This is a genomic window from Streptomyces rimosus subsp. rimosus (assembly GCF_000720725.1).
Taxonomy (GTDB): domain Bacteria; phylum Actinomycetota; class Actinomycetes; order Streptomycetales; family Streptomycetaceae; genus Streptomyces; species Streptomyces rimosus_A.
The window spans coordinates 1-15,696 of sequence record NZ_JOCQ01000050.1; the positions used below are offsets into that span (position 1 = coordinate 1).

Sequence of the window (15,696 nt, forward strand, 5' to 3'; positions counted from 1 at the left end):
GCCCCCAGGAGGACGGCCAGCCGGACGCCCTCATCACCACCGGCGGCACCGAGTCCAACCAACTCGGCCTGCTCCTCGCCCGCGAACACGCCCGCGCCCGGCACACCGAGCCGCTCCGCGTCGTCTGCGGCGCCAACGCGCACCACAGCGTCCACCGCGCCGCCTGGCTCCTCGGCCTCCCCGAACCTCTCACCCTCCCCACCCCGAACGGCACCCTCACCCCCCACACCCTCCACACCGCCCTCACCGACCTCCACCACCCCGGCACCCCCGGCCCCCCGGTCCTCGTCTGCGCCACCGCGGGCACCACCGACACCGGCGCCATCGACCCGCTGCCCGCCCTCGCCGACCTCGCGGACACCCACGGCGCCCGCCTCCACGTCGACGCCGCCTACGGCGGGCCCCTCCTCTTCAGCGACACCCACCGCCCGCTCCTCACCGGCCTGCACCGCGCCCACACCGTCACCCTCGACCTGCACAAACTCGGCTGGCAGCCGGTCGCCGCCGGCCTCCTCGCCGTCCCGGCCACGGCCCACCTCGCCCCGCTGGCCCACCGCGCCGCCTACCTCAACGCCGACGACGACACCGAGGCCGGCCTCCCCGATCTGCTCGGCCGCTCCCTGCGGACCACCCGCCGCCCCGACGTCCTCAAGATGGCCGTCACCCTCAAGGCCCTCGGCCGCACCGGGCTCGCCGACCTCGTCGACCGCACCCTCGCCGCCGCCCGCGGCCTCGCCGACCTCATCGACGCCCACCCCGCCCACGAACTCCACTCCCGCCCCACCCTCAGCACCGTCCTCTTCCGCCCCGCAGGCGCCGACGACACCACCGTCGCCACCATCCGCCGCCGCCTCCTGCACCGCGGCCGCGCCGTCCTCGGCCGCGCCGCCACCCCCACCGGACTCTGGCTCAAGGCCACCCTCCTCAACCCGCACACCACCACCGACGACCTCACCTCCCTCCTGAAGCTCGTGGAAGGCCACACCCCGCGATGAGCACCCCCCACCCCGACGCCGCCACCCTCCCACTGCCCTCCCCGAATCCCGGGCCCGAGGCGCCGGCCCGGACCCGCACCGCCGGCACCGAACCCGATCCCGATCCCGCCGGCATCCGGCCCGTCAGCACCCCCGACGAGCCGCTGGACCTCGTCGGCATCGGCGTCGGCCCCTTCAACCTCTCCCTCGCCGCCCTCGCCGAGCCCCTGACCGAGCTGCGCACCGCCTTCTACGACCAGCGCCCCGCCTTCCAGTGGCACCCCGGCCTGCTCATCGAGGACGCCACCCTCCAAGTCCCTTTCCTCGCCGACCTCGTCACCCTCGCCGACCCCGCCAGCCCCTGGAGCTTCCTCAACTACCTCAAGCACCGGGAACGGCTGTTCCCCTTCTACTTCGCCGAGCGCTTCCACATCCACCGCGCCGAATACGACGCCTACTGCCGCTGGGTCAGCAAGAACCTCCCCGCCCTGCGCTTCCGCCACCAGGTCGACGCCGTCCGCTGGAACGCCGACCGCGCCGCCTTCGAGGTGGACTACACCCAGCTCGGCCCGGACGGCGAGGCCGAGGCCCTGGGCCGCGCCTACGCCCGCAACCTCGCCCTCGGCATCGGCAGCGTCCCGCACGTACCCGAGGCCCTCAAACCGCTCGCCGACGCCCCCGCCGTCCCCGTCCTGCACTCCGCCGACTACCTCGCCCACCGCGAACGCCTGCTGGCCGCCGAGCACATCACCGTCATCGGCGCCGGCCAGTCCGGCGCCGAGGTCTTCCTCGACCTGCTGCGCGCCCGCCCCGCCGGCCGCGAAGGGCTGCACTGGCTCGCCCGTACCGGCGCCTTCGCGCCCATGGAGTACAGCAAGCTCGGCCTCGAACACTTCACCCCCGACTACACCCGCTACTTCCACGCCCTCCCCGAGCCCGTACGCGACGAACTGCTGCCCGGCCAGTGGCAGCTCCACAAGGGCATCGACCACGACACCCTCGCCGCCATCCACGACGAGCTGTACCGGCGCACCCTCCACGGCGGCTGGCCCGACGCCACCCTCACCCCCGGCGTCACCGTCCGTACGGCCGGCCGCGTGGGCACCACCAAGGTCGAACTCCACCTCGAACACCCGCACCAGGCCGCCCGCAGCCGCCTGACCACCGACGCCGTCGTCCTCGCCACCGGCTACCGGACGTCCCGCACCGACACCCTCCTGGCCGCCCTCGACCCGTACATGCGCCGCGACGCCGCCGTCCGCCCCCGCATCGACACCGAACAGCGCCTCGTCCTCGACCCCTGCGTCACCGGCTCCGTCTTCGTCCAGAACGCCGAACACCACACCCACGGCGTCGGCACCCCCGACCTCGGCCTCGCCGCCTGGCGCGGCGCCACCATCCTCAACACCCTCACCGGTCGCCCCGTCTACCCCCTGCCGTCCCGCACCGCCTTCACCACCTTCGGCCTACGCCCCTCACCACCCCGCTCCACTACCAGTGCCCCCCGCCCCAACTCCACCCTCATCGACAACCCCTGACCCGCCCGGCCCAGGCTCCGCACGCACGGACACCTGGGCCTTCGTACGGCCGCGACTGCGCCGCCGTCCCCGCGCCGGGTCTCAGAACACCGGCACCCCGTCCCGGGTCAGCCGCCAGTCCACCGAAGCGAACCGCGCGCCGTCGATCTCCCCGGTCTCCTTCACCCAGTTGCTGATCACGTTACGGATCTCCTCCGACGTCGACCACACCTGCGGCGCCTTCGCCACATGCGGGAAATTCCCGCCACCGCTCGCCCGGTAGTTGTTCACCGCCAGCACGAACCGCGCGTCGTCCGCCACCGGCTTGCCCTCGAACAACAGCTTCCCGATCCGCCGCCCCGGCTCCCGCGCGATGTCGATCTCGTACGAAACACCGCTCACCGCGTCGTAGTTGTAATCCGGAACACCATCCGCATTGGTCAGCTTCGCCGGATCGACCGGCCCGCCCGCCGGCGTCCGCACGTAATACCGCGCGGAGAATTCCAGATAATCCCGCAGCTGCTTCCCGGTCAGGATCCGCGCCTCCAGCGTGTTGTCGAAGGGATACAGCGCGGCCATCGACCGGATCGTCACCTCACCCGCCGGCACCGCCGCCGTACGCGAGAAACACGACGCCTGCGACAGCACCGGCAGCTTCGCGTGCTCCCCGCCCGCCAGCGCCTTCCGCACCGCCTCCGCCTGCACATACGCGATGAAATCCAGCACCGGCGTGTCCTTGTACGGCGCCTCGGCCGCCGTCATCTCCGCCTTCGACCGCCCGATGACCTGATTGACATAGGCCACCACCTTCCGCTGCTCCGTACGCAGCAGCCGCGTGATCCGCGGATCCTCCGGCACCGTATTGGAATTCAGCACCTTCGCCGACACCGACTCCACCGACCAGCGCCCCCGCGAAAACACCAGCTCAAAATCGAAGAGCGTCAGCCGCTGCCCCCACTTCAGCGGCTCCGACAGCACCACCTCGCGTCCCGTCGCGCGGTTCACCACCCGCCGCTCCGGCACCTCCACATGCGCGTGCCCCACCAGGATCGCGTCGATCCCCGGCACCTGCTCGGCCACCAGCGCCGCCGCGTTCTCCACGTACGGCAGCTGATCCCCGTACGACGAGGAGCCGCTCGTCCCCGAATGCGCGGACACGATCACCACGTCCGCGCCCATCGAGCGCAGCTTCGGCACCCATTTCGCGGCCTGCTCCTCCAGCCCGGGAAACGCCAGCTTCCCCTGCACATGCGCCTTGTCCCAGATCGCGATACCGGGATTCGTCAGCCCCAGCACGGCCACCTTCACATCCCGGCCGCACGGCGTGCGCAGCCGCTTCATCCAGTACGGCGGAAACGCCGGGCGCAGCGACTTCGCGTCCACCGCGTTCGCCCCCAGCAGCGGGAAATCGCAGCTGTCCTGGAACTTGCGCAGCACCTCGATACCGTAATTGAACTCGTGGTTACCGAGCGCCGCCGCATCGTAACCGATGGCGTTCATCGCCTTCGCCATCGGATGCACCGGACCGTGCGGACCGGTGATCGGCTCCACCTTCGCGTAGTAATACGCCAGCTGCGTGCCCTGGATCGTGTCACCCGCGTCGATCAGCAGCGTATGACGCTCGCCCTTCTCCGCCCTGACCCGCCGCACCAGCGTCGATATCTTCGCCAGGCCCACATCGTTGTGGTCCTTGTCGTCGAATTCCGCGTCGGTCGCGTAATCCCAGTTGAAGACATTGCCGTGCAGATCCGTCGTCCCCATCACTGTGAACGCGTAACGCCGCGCGGGCCGCGCCCGGCCGTCGGACACCGGCGCGGCCGCCGCCGGCCCCGCCGTACCGATGAGCGCGGCTCCCGCGCCCGTGGCGACCGAACTCCCCAGGAACTTCCTACGGCCGAGCGGCATGTACATCTCCCTTGACGAAACACGGCGGCGGACGACGGCTGCGGCACACGCACCGACGCACGCCACGACACCCATGGACAACGCGCGTAGATTCTGGCTCAGCAACCTCATCCGCAACACCCCTTACAGGTTGCGATCAGATGACCGTGCCGCCGGACCGCTCCCTGACAAACGCCCCGCCCCGTGCCAGGCTGCCCCCATGACCGACCCCGACACCCGGCCCGACGCCCACCCGCACAAGTCCCCTCCCCCGTACGGGACCCCTCTCCCGTACGGCACCCCTGACGCGCCCAGCCTCGCCGTCCGCGGCGAAGCCCGCATCGAGGCCGACCCCGAGATCGCCCGGATCGACATCACCGTCCAGGCCCGCGGCACCGACCGCACCGCCACTCTCAAGGACCTGACCCACCGCAACGACCAGGCCCTCGCCCTCGTCAAGAGCTATGGCGACGCCGTCGAAAAAGTCGACACCGGCGCCTTCTCCGTCACCCCCGAGATCACCGCCAAGGGCCGCCACGAACGGGTCCGCGCCTACCACGGCCGCGTCCGCATCACCGCCACCCTCGCCGACTTCACCGCCCTCGGCGAACTCACCACCCGCCTCGCCGACCTCGACCTCACCCGCGTCGACGGCCCCTGGTGGTCCCTGCGCCCCGACTCGCCCGCCCACCGCGAAGCCCGCCGGCAGGCCGTACAGGAAGCCGTCCAGCGCGCCCGCGAATACGCCGAAGCGCTCGGCGCGCGCCTCGACGCCGTCCTCGAAATCGCCGACACCGGAGCCGAGGACGCCACGCCGATGCCGGCCCCCGGCGGCGCTTTCCGCTCCGTCGCCTACGGAGCAGCGGCCGAAAGCGCCCCCGCCCTCGACCTCGAACCCGCGCGACAGGAGGTGTACGCACAGGTCAACGCCCGCTTCACGATGACGCGCCCGCAGCTGTGACCCCACCCGATACGGCACCCGGTGCCACTCAACAGCCCCGCTCATCCGCTCATCAGAGCACCGATCCGCCCATTCAATTACTTGTCAAGAGCCTTTCACGCAAAGGCCGTTGGGCAGTCGCTTTCCCACAGTTCCCTACCTATGAGTAGGTCGTAGGGTCGGACCATGCGCCGAGCAAAGATCGTCTGCACACTGGGACCCGCCACCGACTCGTACGAGCAGATCAAGGCACTCGTCGAAGCCGGAATGGACGTGGCCCGCTTCAACCTCAGCCACGGCACCTACGCCGACCACGAGGCGCGCTACGAGCGGGTACGCAAAGCGTCCGAGGAGACCGGCCGCAGCGTCGGCGTCCTCGCCGATCTTCAAGGTCCGAAGATCCGCCTCGGCCGCTTCCGTGAAGGTCCCGTACTTCTCGAACGCGACGATGCCTTCACCGTCACCGTCCGGCCCGGCGTGGAAGGCGACCGCCACCGCTGCGGCACCACCTACGAAGGACTCGCCGACGACGTCACCCCCGGCGAACGCATCCTCGTCGACGACGGCAAGGTCACCCTCGAAGTCACCGGCGTCCAGGACACCGAGGTCCACACCAGGGTCGTCGAAGGCGGCATGGTCTCCGACCACAAGGGACTCAACCTCCCCGGCGTCGCCGTCTCCGTCCCCGCCCTCTCCGAGAAGGACTGCGAGGACCTGCGCTGGGCCCTGCGCATCGGCGCCGACATCATCGCCCTGTCCTTCGTCCGCAGCGGCGCCGACATCGACGACGTACACCGCATCATGCGCGAGGAGAACCGCTTCCGGCCCGTCATCGCCAAGGTCGAGAAGCCGCAGGCCGTGGACGCGATCGACGACATCGTGGCCGCCTTCGACGGCATCATGGTCGCCCGCGGCGACCTCGGCGTCGAAATGCCGCTGGAAACGGTCCCGGTCGTACAGAAGCGCGCCATCAAACTGGCCAGGCGCAACGCCAAGCCGGTCATCGTCGCCACCCAGATGCTCGACTCGATGATCGAGAACTCCCGGCCCACCCGCGCCGAAGCCTCCGACGTCGCCAACGCCGTCATCGACGGCACCGACGCCGTGATGCTCTCCGGCGAGACCAGCGTCGGCAAATACGCCACCGAGACCGTACGCACCATGGCCCGCATCGTCACCGCGGCCGAGGAAGACCTCCTCGCCAAGGGCCTGCCCGCACTCACCGACCGCAACAAGCCCCGCACCCAGGGCGGCGCCGTCGCCCGCGCCGCAGCCGAGATGGGCGACTTCCTCGGCGCCAAGTTCCTCGTCGCCTTCACCCAGTCCGGCGACACCGTCCGCCGCCTGTCCCGCTACCGTTCCCCCATCCCCCTCCTCGCCTTCACCCCCGAGCCCGCCACCCGCTCCCAGCTCAACCTCACCTGGGGCGTGGAAACCTTCCTGGGCCCGAAGGTCGACTCCACCGACGAAATGGTCGCCCAGGTCGACGAGGAGCTCCTGCGCATCGGCCGCTGCGAACGCGGCGACGTCGTCATCATCACGGCCGGCTCCCCACCCGGCGTGGCCGGCTCCACCAACCTCGTCCGCGTCCACCACATCGGCGAGGACGATTCGCCGAAGTAACCGCGTGACCGTGGGGTTTGCTTCAATACTTGGCCCCGATGTGAATGCCCATGAGGGCTACGGAAGCACGCCGGGCCACCGAAACATTCTGCGCGCGGCGGCTGTGGCGGGCCTGCTTCCACGCCACGCCCACCGCGTCCAGCGTGTCCGTACAGAGCCGCAGAATGTCGGCGGACGTATTGGTGAAGAAATACCGCGGATATTCGTAACGCCGGCGCACGCCGCCCACAAGGCGGGTCGCCCAGTTGGTGATCCGGCAGCCGTCGGAATGGAACAGCCCGCGAAGGAATTCCCAAGGGTGCGCGTCGACGATCTCGCGCTGCCACGCATCGAGGGCAATGACGCGCTCATGTTTCCTCCCCGGCCCGTGCTGCGGGAACAGACAGGGCCAGTGCCGGCTGTAGCTGGAAACCATGACGCACCCCTCTTTGCCCACCAGGCAGACGCTGTTGGCGGCTTTGGTGCGCGTAATGGCCACCCGGCAGACATCGATGAGCCCCGGCCAAGCGTCCGCGCAGGCGATGCGCAGCACGTAACCCCCGTGCGGATGCGGGCTGATGCAGCCGTCACCCAGGTAGAGCCCGAGCAGGTAGGAGTATGAGGCGGGGTCGGCGGGCGGCTGCGGCCGGCTCGCGCACCGTACGCATTCCGTGGCAGGTCGGGAGAGCGGCTCCAGCCTGATCCGCCACTCCCGGATCGCGGCGCGCGATATCCCGGTCTCCTTGCTCACGGAGTTGAGATTGCGGCCCTGGGCCAGGAGGGCGAGGGCGTGTTTGCGGGTGGCGATGTCGTACACGGCCGGGCTGCCTTCCGGTGCGAGGTCAGTACTTCGGGCCGATGTGGGTGTCCATGAGGGCTACGGAGGTTCGTTTGGCTACGGAGATGTTGAAGGGGTCGCTGCCACGCGCGAGCGTCGTCCACTCAACGCCCAGTTTGGTGAGGGTGTCCGAGTAGAGCTTGCGGATGTCGTCGGACTTGTTGGCGAAGAGATAGCGGGGATACTCGTAGCGTTTTTTCTGGCCGCCGACCATCCGCGTGGTCCAGTTCGTGATGCGGCAGCCGTCGGAGTGGAAGAGACCGCGGATGAACTCCCATGGGTGGGAGTCGACGATCTTCTGCTGCCAAGGGGCCAGGGCGATGTGCCGCTCGTGCTTCTTCCCCTTGCCGTGCTGCGGGAACAGACACCGCAGGTGCTTCGAGTGCACCTTCAGGCCATGGCAGCCGGCCTTGCGGACCCGGCAGACCGAATTGTCGGGGAAGACGGCACGCATCGCCGCCTCACAGGCGTCCATGAGGCCCGGCCAGTCATCGGCGCAGGTGATCGTGAGGTTCGGTACCCGGTGCTGGGCGTGCTGAACGATGTGGCCGTCGCCCAGGTAGAGCCCTAAAAGGTAGGAGTAGGCAGATCCGTCGAGGAGGCGGCCATCGCACCGAGGGCATGTCGAGTGATGTGGGCCGGGGCACTCGCCGCGTTTGGCGCGGTCCATGTGCCGCCAGTAGCTGATGGTGCCGAGGGGGATGCTCAAGGCTCGCGCGACATCGGCGTTCTTTGATCCGGCTCGAAGGAGGGAGAGAGCTCGCCGGCGCGTTTCCGTGTCGTACATGAAGTCGAGCATGGCTGAAAGGGCACCGTCGAACGGTGATGCGAGGATGCCTTCACCGGCATGAGTGAAGATCACCGCCCCGCTCGCGAGTGTCCATGCCTGGACGTGAGAGCTGACTGGACGGTGGCAGGTCACTCGGTCGAAGGAAGTTTCCCGATTGTCGCGTGACCTTGGAATCGAAGAAAAAGTGCCCCGGGTCGGATTCGAACCGACACTGTATGGGTTTTGAATCCATTGCCTGCTACCAATTGGGCTACCGGGGCCGGTAGATTCAAAGGCTAGTGGCTACCTGCTGTGGGACCACCATACAGGAGCTAGGTAGGCTCATGGAGCACCACCTGCCTGGAACGAGGAGACCCGTGAGCGCCGCCGAGCCCGAGCAGCCCGTCGCCGACGACGACCAGTCGCATGTCCCGCCGCAGACGACCCGTGTGGTCATCGCCGAGGACGAGGCCCTCATCCGTCTCGATCTCAAAGAGATGCTGGAGGAAGAGGGCTACACCGTCGTCGGTGAGGCCGGGGACGGCGAGAAAGCCGTGGAGCTGGCCCGGGAGCACCGGCCCGATCTGGTGATCCTGGACGTGAAGATGCCGATCCTGGACGGGATCTCCGCCGCCGAGCGGATCGCCGGGGAGAGCATCGCCCCGGTCCTGATGCTCACCGCGTTCTCGCAGCGCGAACTGGTGGAGCGGGCGCGGGACGCGGGCGCCATGGCGTACCTCGTCAAGCCGTTCAGCAAGAGCGACGTGGTGCCGGCCATCGAGATGGCCGTGAGCCGCTTCACGGAGCTGAAGACGCTGGAGAAGGAGGTCGCCGACCTCACCCAGCGGCTGGAGACCCGCAAGCTGGTGGACCGCGCGAAGAGCGTTCTGCAGACCCAGTACGGGCTGACCGAGCCCGCCGCGTTCCGCTGGATCCAGAAGACGTCGATGGACCGCCGGCTGTCCATGCAGCAGGTCGCCGAGGCGGTCATCGAGGACGCCGAGGAGAAGAAGCAGCAGAAGAAGGAGAAGGAGGGGAAGGAGTAGCGCCTTCCTCGCCTGGTTGAGGCTTGAGGGGCTGTGCCGGTCACCGACCGGCACAGCCCCTTTTCCGTATGGACCCGGCCCCTCAGTCCTCGCCCAGATACGCCTTCCGTACCGACTCGTCGTGGAGCAGTTCCTGGCCGGTGCCGGACAGGACGACGGTGCCGGTTTCCATGACGTGGCCGTGGTCGGCGAGGGAGAGGGCGGCCTGGGCGTTCTGTTCGACCAGGAGGATGGTGGTGCCCTGGGTGCGCAGCTCGCGGATGGTGTCCATGATCTTCTGCATCATGATGGGGGACAGGCCCATGGAGGGCTCGTCCAGCATGAGCAGCTTCGGCCGGGACATCAGGGCGCGGCCCATGGCGAGCATCTGCTGTTCGCCGCCGGAGAGGGTGCCGGACGCCTGGCGGCTGCGTTCGCCGAGGATGGGGAAGAGTTCGTAGACGCGCCGGATGTCGGCCTCGATGCCGACCGGGTCCTTGCGCAGGAACGCGCCGAGCTTGAGGTTCTCGGCGATGGTCAGACGGGGGAAGAGGCGACGGCCTTCGGGGGAGTGGGCCAGGCCGCGTTCGACGATCTTGTGGGCGGGCACGCCGGTGAGTGGCGCGCCGTCGAAGGTGATCTTTCCGGCGAGGGGTTTGAGCAGGCCGGAGAGGGTGCGCAGGGTGGTGGTCTTGCCGGCGCCGTTGGTGCCGATGAGGGTGACGACCTGGCCGGCTTCGACGGAGAACGAGATGCCCTTGACGGCTTCGATCTTGCCGTAGGCGACGCGCAGGTCCTCGACCTGGAGGAGCGGGTGGGCAGACGTGGGCGTGGTCATCGGGCACCTCCTTCCGGGGTGGCGGGCCCGGACGCGGCGTCCGGAGGCGAGTCCTCCGGGGCGGCTCCTGGTGCCGCCCCGCTTCGCGCCTCCTCCGCCGCCCGTACCTCCGCCGCCTCCTCGGCTCCGGGTGCGTCATCGAACGGCGTGCCCAGGTAGGCGGCGATGACGCGTTCGTCGGCCTGGACGACCTCGGAGGTGCCTTCGAGGAGCTTCTCGCCCTGGACGAGGACGGCGACGCGGTCGCAGAGGTTGAAGATGAAGCGCATGTCGTGCTCGATCACGAGGACGGCGGTGCCCTGGTCGCGGATGGCGAGGACGAGGTCCTGGGTGGCGCGGGTCTCCTGGGGGTTCATGCCGGCGGTGGGTTCGTCGAGCAGGAGCAGGCCGGGGTCGCTGGCGAGGGCGCGGGCGATCTCCAGTTTGCGCTGTTCGCCGTACGGGAGGTTGCGGGCGAGGTGGTCGCGTTTGGCGGCGAGGCCGGTGAACTCCAGGAGTTCCATGGCGCGTTGCTCGGAGGAGCGTTCGGCCTTGTGGAAGCCGGGGCCGCGCAGGAGGGCGGACCAGAGGCCCTCTTTGGTGCGGGTGTGGCGTCCGACGAGGGTGTTTTCCAGGACGGTCATGTTGGCGAAGAGGCGGATGTTCTGGAAGGTGCGGGCGATGCCGGCTTTGGTGACGAGGTGGGGTTTGCGGGAGAGGCGGGTGCCCCGGTAGCTGACGCTGCCCTCGGTGGGGACGTAGAGGCCGGTGAGGCAGTTGAAGAAGGTGGTCTTCCCGGCGCCGTTGGGGCCGATGAGGCCGACGATCTCGCCGGTCCGTACGGTGAGGTCCACGCCGCGTACGGCGGTCAGTCCGCCGAAGCGCATGGTGACGCCGGCGGCTTCGAGGACGGTGCCGGTGGTGTCGGCGGTACCGGCAGGTTCGGCGGTGCTGGGGAATGTCGTCATGGTCGCGTCACGCCTTCGCCTGGGTGCCGCCGATGGCCTGGTCCCGTTCGGGCAGACCGGTGTCGGGCGGTACGTCGAGCTGGCCGGTCTCGTGGAATTCGAGCTGCTTCCTGCGGTCCGGGATCAGGCCCTCCGGCCGGAAGCGCATGAGCAGGACGAGCGCGAGGCCGAACAGGAGCAGCTGGTAGTCCTGGAGGAAGTCGAGTTTGGCGGGGATGAGGAAGAGCAGGGCCGCGCCGACCAGGGGGCCGCTGAGGGTGCCCATGCCGCCGAGGATGACGGCGGCGAGGAGGAAGGCGGAGTTCGGCGGGGTGGGGCCGGCGAACTGGAACTGCTCGGGGGTGGCGGTGGTGACGATGTGGACGTGGACGGTTCCGGCGAGTCCGGCGAGGGCGGCGCCGAGGGCGAAGGCGAGCAGGCGCAGCCGGAAGCTGTTGATCCCCATGGCCACGGCGGCGGTCTCGTCCTCGCGGATGGCGATCCACGCGCGGCCGATGCGGGAGGCGGCGGCGCGGCGGAAGACCAGGACGACGAAGGCGGTGACGAGGATCATCAGGAGGTAGTAGTTGCCGTAGGTGGCGATGGTGAAGCCGAGGATGTCGTGGGGCTCGCCGAAGTTGAAGCCGAAGATCTCCAGGTTGGGGATGTTGGGGATGCCCATGGCGCCGTTGGTGACGTCGGGGCCTGTGGTGCCGTTGAGGTTGAGCATGGCGATACGGAAGATCTCGCCGAAGCCGAGGGTGACGATGGCGAGGTAGTCGCCGCGCAGCCGCAGGGTGGGGGCGCCGATCAGGACGCCGAAGACGAGGGAGGCGGCGGCGCCGGTGAGCAGTGCGGCCCAGAACGGGAAGTGCAGGCCGAGGGCGGATTCGGGGCTGCCGGAGACCAGGGCCGCGGCGTAGGCGCCGACGCCGAGGAAGGCCACGTATCCGAGGTCGAGGAGTCCGGCGAGGCCGACGACGACGTTCAGGCCGAGCGCGACGGTGGCGAAGACGAGGATGTTGGCGCCGATGATCGTGTACTGGTCGGTCTCCTGGGTGAGGGGGAAGCAGGCCGCGGCGACGAAGGCGGCGGTCAGTGCGAAGGTGCGGTGCCGGGCGGTGATCTCGCTGAGGCGGCTGGTGAGTCCGGCGCGCTGGAGGGCGGGGACGGCGAGCACGACGAAGATCAGGTAGCCGACGAAGGGCGGGCCGTCGTCCGCGTCGATGCCGTACGTGAAGACGTACAGTCCGGCGGCGAACGCGGCGGCGATGACGAGGATCTCGCCCCAGTAGGGCAGCGCGCGGGCGGGCTTGCGCAGCGGTACGGGGGCGAGGGCGCCGGTGAAGCGCTGCCAGGCGCCGGGCGCCGGGCCGGTCTCCCGGCCCGCGGGGGCGGTGCGGTCGGCGGGCAGTCCGAGGGCGCCGAGGAGCGCGGCGAGGGCGGCGGCGCCCGCGGCGAAGCCGCCGGGTTCGAGGTTGACGAGCCCGCCGAGCTGGACGGCGATGGCGCCGAGGGTGAACCAGGTGGCGGCGAAGGTGGCGATGGCGGCGAGCAGGACGGGGGCGGTGCGGCCGGCGGGGGTGAGCCAGCCGAGGCCGCGGACGCCGAGGCCGGAGAGGGCGAACAGCAGGGTGAGGACGCCGCCGGCGAGGGTAATCAGTTGTAGGCCGGCGGGGGAGCCGTAGTAGGTGAGGTCGCCGGGGAACTCGCTGCTCCAGGTCCAGGCGAGGCCGGTGGAGGCGGCGGTGGCGAGGGCGGCGGCCGCGGTGGTGAGGAGGGCGCCGCGTTGGGGCAGGGGCAGGACGCCGGGGTGGTGCTGCGGCGCGGCGCCGGTGGTGGGTGGGGTGGTCATCGCTATCACGCCCGATCCGCGACGCGTTCGCCCAGCAGGCCCTGTGGCCTCAGGAGGAGTACGAGGATGAGGAGGACGAAGGCCCAGACGTCCTTCCAGGCGCCGCCGCCGAACTGCTGCATGCCGGGGATGTCCTCGATGTAGCCGGTGGCGAGCGCTTCGGCGACGCCGAGGACGACGCCGCCGAGCATGGCGCCGTAGATGTTGCCGATGCCGCCGAGCACGGCCGCGGTGAACGCCTTGAGGCCGAGGATGAAGCCCATGCGGAACTGCACCTCGCCGGTGCGCAGTCCGTACGCGACGGCCGCGACGCCCGCGAAGGCGGCGCCGATGGCGAAGGCCAGCACGATGATCCGGTCGGTATTGATGCCCATGAGCTTGGCGGTGTCCGGGTCCTGGGCGGTGGCCTGCATGGCGCGGCCGCTGCGGGTGCGGGAGACGAAGAAGCCGAGGGCGATCATGCAGACGGGGGCGGCGACGAGGACGAAGATGTCGCCGCGCTGGACGGTGGCGCCGAGGATCTGGAAGGAGTCGCCCTTGAACTGGGGGAAGACGCGGGCCTTGTTGCCTTCCGGGTACCACTTCCAGACGGCCTGCTGGAGGGCGATGGACAGGCCGATGGCGGTGATGAGGGGGGCGAGGCGGGGCGCGCCGCGCAGCGGCCGGTAGGCGAATCGTTCCGCTGCCACGCCGACGAGGACGGCGACGAGCACGGCCCCGATCAGCATCAGCGGCAGCGCGTAGAGGAGGTTGACGCCGGAGGGCAGGAGGAGGAAGACGGTCAGCGCGCCGAAGCCGCCGACCATGAATATCTCGCCGTGGGCGAAGTTGATGAGCTGGACGATGCCGTAGACCATCGTGTAGCCGATCGCGATGAGTCCGTACATCGCGCCGAGGATGAGTCCGTTGGCCAGCTGTTGCGGCAGTTCGTTCACCGCAGGGCCTCCGTGGGGTGGGAAGACGGTACGGGCGGTGGCGGCAGCCCGTGTGCCGCGGGCGCGCCGGGTCGTTCGTGGCGTCCTGGCGCGAGCCGGGGCACTGGCCGGTGTGGTGCGGTGCGGTCCGGCGGGCCCGGGTCCGGGTACGGTCCGGGCCCGCCGGCCTCGGCGGGTGGTCAGCTCAGGGGGCTCAGCTCTTGCCGGCCTTGTCGAACTTCTTGAACTCGGCGCTGAAGCGGGCGACCCACTTGCCCTGGTCGACCTGGTAGGCGGTGATCATCGTGTTGGTGGTGTCGCCGTACTGGTCGAAGGCGACATGCCCGGTGACGCCGTCGAAGGAAACCTTGTTCAGGGCGTCGACCACCTTCTTGCGGGCGTCGGTGGGCAGCTTGCCGCCGTTGTCCGCGACGACCTTCTTGACAGCCTGGATGACGGCCCAGGTGGCGTCGTAGGTGGAGCCGCCGTACGCCTCGTAGCGGTCCTTGTAGCCGGCGGCCTTGTAGTCGGCGATGAACTTCTTGGCGGATTCGAGCTGTTCGACGGGCTTGCCGACGGAGGAGGCGTAGTCGCCCTGGGCCTTCTTGTTGAGCTGGATGTAGTCGGCGCTGTACATGCCGTCGCCGCCCATCAGGGGCGCGGTGACGCCGCCGTCCTTGAGCTGCTGGCTCAGCGGGCCGGCCGCGGGGTACTCGCCGCCGTAGAAGACCACGTCGGGTTTGGCCGCCTTGACCTTGGCGACCACGGCCTTGAAGTCCCGGTCCTCGGGGTTGACGTGCTCGGAGCCGACGACCTTGCCGCCCAGCTTGGTGAACTGGGTCTTGAAGGAGGCGGCGAGGCCCGCGCCGTAGGTCTTCTGGTCGTCGATGACGTAGGCGTTCTTGAACTTGCCCTTCTCCCAGGCGAACTGGCCGTCGAAGGCGCCCTGCACCTCGTCGGTGGTGGCCGTACGGAAGTAGGTGGAGAACTGCCGTACGCGCTTGTTCTGCTTCCAGTCCTTGCCCTGGGTGAGGTCGGGGGTGGTGTTGGCGGGGGAGATCAGGACGACGCCGCTCTGCTGGGCGACCTGCTGCATGGACTGGGCGACGCTGGAGTTCAGCGGGCCGACGATGCCGAGGACGTCCTTGTCGCCGGCGAGTTTGGTGGCGTTCTGCTGGCCGACGTTGGCCTGCGCCTTGTCGTCGAGGGGTTCGAGCTTGAAGGTGACGCCCTTGACCTCGCCGGCCTTGTTGGCGTTGTCGACGGCGAGCTGTGCGGAGTTGCGGATGCCCAGGCCCAGGGCGGAGAGTTCGCCGGTGACCGGGGCGTCGAGCCCGATGGTGACGGACGTCTTCGCGCTCTCGCCGCCCTTCGAGCCCTCGTCGCGGGAGCCGCATGCGGTCAGGGTGAGGGCGCCTGCGGTGACCGCGGTGGTGAGTATGAGCAAGGAACGGTGATGCACGATCAGTCCTTTCCCTGGCGCGGTCGGCGCGCGTCGCACGACCGGTGCGCGCGCCGGGCCGTACGGGGGTGGTACCGGATCCGTGCTGGGGCGCGCCCGGCGGCGCGGTGACTGGCGGTGACTCTAGAGCGGTGCCGCGTGCCCTGACAGAG

13 protein-coding genes and 1 tRNA gene are annotated in these 15,696 nt (G+C 69.7%); 5 read left to right on the forward strand and 9 right to left on the reverse strand.

The window, feature by feature from the left end; translation table 11 throughout:
• Both IH45_RS0124585 and IH45_RS0124590 read left to right on the forward strand, forming a co-directional pair.
• Positions 1–995, forward strand: a 995-nt coding sequence (locus IH45_RS0124585) for a pyridoxal phosphate-dependent decarboxylase family protein (protein WP_032918253.1), incomplete at its 5' end; no start/stop codon positions are given.
• Positions 992–2,512, forward strand: a complete 1,521-nt coding sequence (locus tag IH45_RS0124590; protein WP_030672398.1) for a lysine N(6)-hydroxylase/L-ornithine N(5)-oxygenase family protein — start codon at positions 992–994, stop codon at positions 2,510–2,512. The genes IH45_RS0124585 and IH45_RS0124590, both read left to right, overlap by 4 nt.
• Positions 2,513–2,593: 81 nt before the next feature.
• Here the strand turns inward: IH45_RS0124590 and IH45_RS0124595 are convergent, their stop codons facing one another.
• Entirely contained in the window at positions 2,594–4,396 is a 1,803-nt protein-coding gene (locus IH45_RS0124595) for a bifunctional metallophosphatase/5'-nucleotidase (protein ID WP_030672400.1), read from the reverse strand.
• A gap of 199 nt (positions 4,397–4,595) precedes the next feature.
• Between IH45_RS0124595 and IH45_RS0124600 the strand changes: the two genes are divergently transcribed.
• Together IH45_RS0124600 and pyk are read left to right on the forward strand one after the other, a co-directional pair.
• The gene (locus IH45_RS0124600; protein WP_030672402.1) at positions 4,596–5,336 is read left to right on the forward strand and encodes an SIMPL domain-containing protein; all 741 of its coding nucleotides are present in this window, start codon (positions 4,596–4,598) and stop codon (positions 5,334–5,336) included.
• 165 nt (positions 5,337–5,501) lie between these two features.
• Positions 5,502–6,938 (forward strand): pyruvate kinase, encoded by a 1,437-nt coding sequence (pyk, locus tag IH45_RS0124605; protein WP_030672403.1) that lies wholly within the window; start codon positions 5,502–5,504, stop codon positions 6,936–6,938.
• Positions 6,939–6,960: 22 nt separating this feature from the next.
• On the opposite strand, the gene IH45_RS0124610 is transcribed toward pyk, so the two are convergent.
• The 3 genes from IH45_RS0124610 to IH45_RS0124620 all read right to left on the reverse strand — a co-directional run bounded on the left by IH45_RS0124610 (position 6,961) and on the right by IH45_RS0124620 (position 8,805).
• Positions 6,961–7,734 carry a helix-turn-helix domain-containing protein gene (locus tag IH45_RS0124610; protein WP_030672405.1) on the reverse strand — a complete coding sequence of 258 codons (774 nt, stop codon included), beginning with the start codon at positions 7,732–7,734 and terminating at the stop codon, positions 6,961–6,963.
• 25 nt (positions 7,735–7,759) lie between these two features.
• Positions 7,760–8,542 carry a helix-turn-helix domain-containing protein gene (locus IH45_RS0124615; protein ID WP_394298707.1) on the reverse strand — a complete coding sequence of 261 codons (783 nt, stop codon included), beginning with the start codon at positions 8,540–8,542 and terminating at the stop codon, positions 7,760–7,762.
• A gap of 188 nt (positions 8,543–8,730) precedes the next feature.
• A tRNA-Leu gene (locus IH45_RS0124620) sits at positions 8,731–8,805 on the reverse strand.
• A 63-nt stretch (positions 8,806–8,868) separates the two neighbouring features.
• Here IH45_RS0124620 and IH45_RS0124625 point away from each other — a divergent pair.
• Positions 8,869–9,570 carry an ANTAR domain-containing response regulator gene (locus tag IH45_RS0124625; RefSeq protein ID WP_394298703.1) on the forward strand — a complete coding sequence of 234 codons (702 nt, stop codon included), beginning with the start codon at positions 8,869–8,871 and terminating at the stop codon, positions 9,568–9,570.
• 82 nt (positions 9,571–9,652) lie between these two features.
• Here the strand turns inward: IH45_RS0124625 and IH45_RS0124630 are convergent, their stop codons facing one another.
• The 5 genes from IH45_RS0124630 to IH45_RS0124650 all read right to left on the reverse strand — a co-directional run bounded on the left by IH45_RS0124630 (position 9,653) and on the right by IH45_RS0124650 (position 15,529).
• Positions 9,653–10,387 (reverse strand): ABC transporter ATP-binding protein, encoded by a 735-nt coding sequence (locus IH45_RS0124630; RefSeq protein WP_030672412.1) that lies wholly within the window; start codon positions 10,385–10,387, stop codon positions 9,653–9,655.
• Positions 10,384–11,334, reverse strand: a complete 951-nt coding sequence (locus IH45_RS0124635) for an ABC transporter ATP-binding protein (RefSeq protein WP_030672415.1) — start codon at positions 11,332–11,334, stop codon at positions 10,384–10,386. The genes IH45_RS0124630 and IH45_RS0124635 overlap by 4 nt, the downstream gene beginning before the upstream one ends.
• Before the next feature lie 7 nt (positions 11,335–11,341).
• On the reverse strand, positions 11,342–13,168 hold the full coding sequence (locus IH45_RS0124640) for a branched-chain amino acid ABC transporter permease (protein ID WP_030672417.1): 1,827 nt from the start codon (positions 13,166–13,168) through the stop codon (positions 11,342–11,344).
• 5 nt (positions 13,169–13,173) lie between these two features.
• Complete coding sequence (locus IH45_RS0124645; protein ID WP_030672420.1) at positions 13,174–14,103, reverse strand: branched-chain amino acid ABC transporter permease; 930 nt, start codon at positions 14,101–14,103, stop codon at positions 13,174–13,176.
• Positions 14,104–14,296: 193 nt separating this feature from the next.
• Positions 14,297–15,529: a branched-chain amino acid ABC transporter substrate-binding protein gene (locus IH45_RS0124650; RefSeq protein WP_030672424.1), complete on the reverse strand. Its 1,233-nt coding sequence runs from the start codon at positions 15,527–15,529 to the stop codon at positions 14,297–14,299.
• Between the last annotated feature and the right edge of the window lie 167 nt (positions 15,530–15,696).

Bases quoted from the DNA above. Each gene is read 5' to 3' on its own strand.
- IH45_RS0124640 (WP_030672417.1), bottom strand. From the start codon at position 13,168: ATGACCACCCCACCCACCACCGGCGCCGCGCCGCAGCACCACCCCGGC.
- IH45_RS0124600 (WP_030672402.1), top strand. From the start codon at position 4,596: ATGACCGACCCCGACACCCGGCCCGACGCCCACCCGCACAAGTCCCCT.
- IH45_RS0124595 (WP_030672400.1), bottom strand. From the start codon at position 4,396: ATGCCGCTCGGCCGTAGGAAGTTCCTGGGGAGTTCGGTCGCCACGGGC.
- IH45_RS0124590 (WP_030672398.1), top strand. From the start codon at position 992: ATGAGCACCCCCCACCCCGACGCCGCCACCCTCCCACTGCCCTCCCCG.
- IH45_RS0124615 (WP_394298707.1), bottom strand. From the start codon at position 8,542: ATGTACGACACGGAAACGCGCCGGCGAGCTCTCTCCCTCCTTCGAGCC.
- IH45_RS0124625 (WP_394298703.1), top strand. From the start codon at position 8,869: ATGGAGCACCACCTGCCTGGAACGAGGAGACCCGTGAGCGCCGCCGAG.
- IH45_RS0124630 (WP_030672412.1), bottom strand. From the start codon at position 10,387: ATGACCACGCCCACGTCTGCCCACCCGCTCCTCCAGGTCGAGGACCTG.
- pyk (WP_030672403.1), top strand. From the start codon at position 5,502: ATGCGCCGAGCAAAGATCGTCTGCACACTGGGACCCGCCACCGACTCG.
- IH45_RS0124635 (WP_030672415.1), bottom strand. From the start codon at position 11,334: ATGACGACATTCCCCAGCACCGCCGAACCTGCCGGTACCGCCGACACC.